Annotated in this window: 4 protein-coding genes; all 4 read right to left on the bottom strand. The window is 61.5% G+C overall.

Annotated elements, in window-relative coordinates; all coding sequences use genetic code 11:
• Positions 1-56 precede the first annotated feature (56 nt).
• A complete protein-coding gene (locus tag ACRESJ_RS32680; RefSeq protein ID WP_431761598.1) occupies positions 57-611 on the bottom strand; it encodes a tetratricopeptide repeat protein in 555 nt (184 codons plus the stop codon).
• A 225-nt stretch (positions 612-836) separates the two neighbouring features.
• On the bottom strand, positions 837-2,120 hold the full coding sequence (hemL, locus tag ACRESJ_RS32675) for a glutamate-1-semialdehyde 2,1-aminomutase (protein ID WP_431761597.1): 1,284 nt from the start codon (positions 2,118-2,120) through the stop codon (positions 837-839).
• Positions 2,121-2,148: 28 nt separating this feature from the next.
• Positions 2,149-2,775 (bottom strand): thiamine phosphate synthase, encoded by a 627-nt coding sequence (gene thiE / locus ACRESJ_RS32670; RefSeq protein WP_431761596.1) that lies wholly within the window; start codon positions 2,773-2,775, stop codon positions 2,149-2,151.
• Between the two features lie 47 nt (positions 2,776-2,822).
• The coding region (locus tag ACRESJ_RS32665) for a hydroxymethylpyrimidine/phosphomethylpyrimidine kinase (protein ID WP_431761595.1) at positions 2,823-3,598 on the bottom strand (776 nt) is incomplete at its 5' end.

Genomic DNA, 3,598 nt, shown 5'->3' with positions numbered 1-3,598 from the left:
GAATAAATGTGGGAGCGAGCCTGCTCGCGATGGGGCCAGTCAGATCGAAAGAGAATTCAAGGAAGCGGTGCGAAAGGCGTACGCCCGTCGGCGCTCTGCAATTCCATCAAATATTTGCGGAAGATTTGCCCCAGCACCTGGGTAGCGACTTCCAGCTCCTGGCGAGGCATTTTTTCGGTGACTTCGTCTGCGGTGTCCAGTGCATCTTCAGCGCCATTGACCGCCGCCATTTTCAGCAGGATATAGGCCTGGATGTTATTGGCCGGGACGCCTTCACCGTGGAAGAACATGCTGCCGAGTTTGAATTGCGCCTGGGCGTGGCCTTGTAGCGAGGCTTTTTCGAAATAGCTCAGGGCTTGATTGAGGTCGCGCGGCGCGTTCTTGCCTTCGTAGTAGAACTCACCCAACTCGTATTGCGCTTGCGCATCCCCTTCATCCGACGCTTTCTGGCAGGCGGCGAGTGCCTGTGCCAGGTCTTGCGGCTGGGTATTGAGGGTGCAGCGACCCATCGCTGGGATTAACAACGAGTTACCGCCTGCTTGTGCGAGCGCGAGCAGGGGCTGAAGGAGCAACAGGCAGCCCAGTGAAAGGGCGCGGCCGGTGCGGTTCATGGGAATCGACTTACCTCTGAAGGGCGCGCGGACCCATCGAGGGGATCCAATAAGCGCGCATTATGAAATAAGCAGGGCCAACCTTACAAAGTCTTTACTCGTTTTTCTGCTGCGCGGGAAATATATCGCCCGGTTTGCCGAGGATTATTAGCAGATGATCAGGAAAAAGGGCAGGAGTGCAGTCAAAAGCTGACGCCGGCACAGGCCAGCGTCAGCACAACAGCCTTACTTCAATGCAGCGAATGCGCGCTCGGCGGCATCCAGTGTCAGCTTCAGCTCGGCGTCGCCATGGGCGATCGAGGTGAAGCCGGCTTCGAAGGCGCTCGGTGCCAGGTACACGCCACCTTCCAGCATCAGGTGGAAGAAGCGACCGAACAGGGCGGCGTCGCTGGCCATTACGTCATCGAAGGTCACGATGTCGTCGGCACCACTGAAGTACAGGCCGAACATGCCACCGGCCTGAGTGGTCACGAACGGAATGCCGGCTGCATCGGCACGCTCTTGCAGACCATCGAGCAGGCGCGTGGTGTAGTCGGTCAACTCGGCGTGGAAGCCAGGGCGACTGATCAGGCGCAGGGTGGTGAGGCCGGCGGCCATGGCCAGCGGGTTACCCGACAGCGTACCGGCCTGGTAAACCGGGCCCAGCGGAGCGATGCGCGACATGATTTCGCGTTTGCCGCCGAAACAGCCTACCGGCATGCCGCCACCGATGATCTTGCCGAAGGTGGTCAGGTCCGGCGTTACACCGTAGTAAGCCTGAGCACCGCCGAGGGCAACGCGAAAGCCCGTCATCACTTCGTCGAAGATCAGCACCACGCCGTGCTTGTCGCACAGGGTGCGCAAGCCTTCGAGGAAACCTGGTGCCGGCGGTACGCAGTTCATGTTGCCGGCCACTGGCTCGACGATGATGCAGGCCACGTCCTGGCCGACTTCAGCCAGCATGGCGTCAACGGCATCGATGTCGTTGAACGGCAGGGTCAGGGTGTGTTTGGCGAATGCGGCTGGCACGCCAGCCGAGCTCGGTACGCCTTGGGTCAGGGCGCCGGAGCCGGCCTTGACCAGCAGGCTGTCGGAGTGGCCGTGGTAGCAGCCTTCGAATTTGATGATGCTGTCGCGACCGGTGAAACCACGGGCCAGGCGGATCGCACTCATGGTCGCTTCGGTGCCGGAGCTGACCATGCGCACCATCTCCATCGACGGCACCAGGGAGCAGACCAGGTCCGCCATCTGGGTTTCCATCTCGGTCGGCGCGCCGTAGGACAGGCCGTGTTCCAGCTGCTTGCGCACGGCATCAAGCACGTCCGGGTGGCTGTGGCCGAGGATCATCGGGCCCCAGGAACCGACGTAATCCACATAACGCTTGTCGTCTTCGTCAGTGACGTAGGCGCCTTCGGCGTGCTTGAAGAACAACGGTGTGCCGCCAACGCTCTTGAATGCGCGCACTGGGGAGTTCACGCCACCGGGAATGTGTTTCTGGGCATTGGCAAACAGGGTTTCGGAACGAGACATGATCGGGCTCTCAAAAATCAGGAATTGGCTATTGAATAGAAAGCAGTTCGTTGAAGGCGCGGGCGCGGCGTGTCACTTCAGCCGTGCTGTCGGCGCCAAACAGGCCATGCACCACGGCCAGCAGATCAACCCCGTGGGCCACTAGTGGGGCGGCGTTGTCGAGGGTGATGCCGCCAATCGCGCAGATCGGCAGGTGCAATTGCTGGCGGGCCTTGTCGAGCAGTTCGAGGCTGCAGGTCGGGGCGCCGGGCTTGGTGTTTGAATTGAAGAAGCGGCCGAAAGCCACGTAACTGGCGCCCTCTTTGGCGGCTTGCTCGGCCAGCTCGAGTTGCGCGTGGCAGGTCGAACCGATGATGGCCTTGGAGCCGAGTAGCGCGCGGGTCGGTGACAACGGACCGTCGGTCTGGCCCAGGTGCACGCCGACGTTCAGGCGCGCAGCCAGCTCGGCGTCGTCATTGATGATCAACTGGGTCTTGTAGCGTTCGCACAGGTCGCGCAGGGCCTCGGCCTCACGCAGGCGGCGGGCCTCGTCGCTGCTTTTGTCGCGGTACTGCAGCAGGGTGACGCCGCCTTCCAGCGCCGCCTCCACATACGAAAGAAATTTACCGGCCAGCAGCTCACTGTCGGTAATGGCATACAGGCCACGTAGTTTCATTCAGGCAAGCCTCACCGCATCACTTATTGAAAGTTACGAACAGACAGTTACGAACAGAAATCCAGTGGCAGACGTCGCGGCACGAACTGGCCTTTGCCCAGCTGCTCGGCATCACGCAGGGTACGCCACGTGTAGTTAAGTGCAGTCTGTACAGCGCTGGCCAGGTTTTCGCCCTGAGCCAGACGGCCGGCAAGGGCACTGGCCAAGGTGCAGCCGGAGCCGTGATAACTGCCCGGCAGACGCTGACAGGTGTAGGTTTCGCGCAGACCATCACGGGTATACAGGCGATTGTGGATTTCGGTTTCGTCGCCGTGGCCGCCGGTGATCAGCAGATGCTTGATGAACGGCAGGAGTTTTTCAGCGCACTCGTCCGCGGTGCCTTCAGGCAGTTCGGCGAGGATGCGGGCTTCAGGAAGGTTAGGGGTGGCAATGATCGACAAAGGCAGCAGGCGTTCGCGCATGGCGTAGCCTACTTCGTCCTTGCCCAGTCGTCCGCCGCCGCCGGCACGCAGCACCGGGTCGCAGACCACTGGCAAATGCGGGTGCGCCGAAAGCAGTTCGACAACGGTGTCGACCATTTCCAGGGAACCGAGCATGCCCAGTTTGACCGCCGCGACTTCTGAGTCGTTGAGCACGGCATTGGCCTGGGCCAACACCCACTCACGGTCCAGGACGCGGAAGTCAGTGACATTGACGGTGTCTTGCACGGTCAGGGCGGTGACGGCCGGAGCCGCATGGCAACCCTGAGCGAGCAGGGCTTCGATATCTGCCTGCAAGCCGGCGCCACCACTTGGGTCGTGGCCGGAGAGACAGAGGACAACGG

Origin of the sequence: Pseudomonas sp., assembly GCF_050739655.1 — a bacterium.
In the GTDB taxonomy this organism is placed as follows: domain Bacteria; phylum Pseudomonadota; class Gammaproteobacteria; order Pseudomonadales; family Pseudomonadaceae; genus Aquipseudomonas.
This window is presented reverse-complemented; position numbering and strand designations above follow the sequence as displayed.

Coding starts and splice junctions, on each gene's coding strand:
- ACRESJ_RS32680 (WP_431761598.1), bottom strand. CDS start 611: ATGAACCGCACCGGCCGCGCCCTTTCACTGGGCTGCCTGTTGCTCCTT.
- hemL (WP_431761597.1), bottom strand. CDS start 2,120: ATGTCTCGTTCCGAAACCCTGTTTGCCAATGCCCAGAAACACATTCCC.
- thiE (WP_431761596.1), bottom strand. CDS start 2,775: ATGAAACTACGTGGCCTGTATGCCATTACCGACAGTGAGCTGCTGGCC.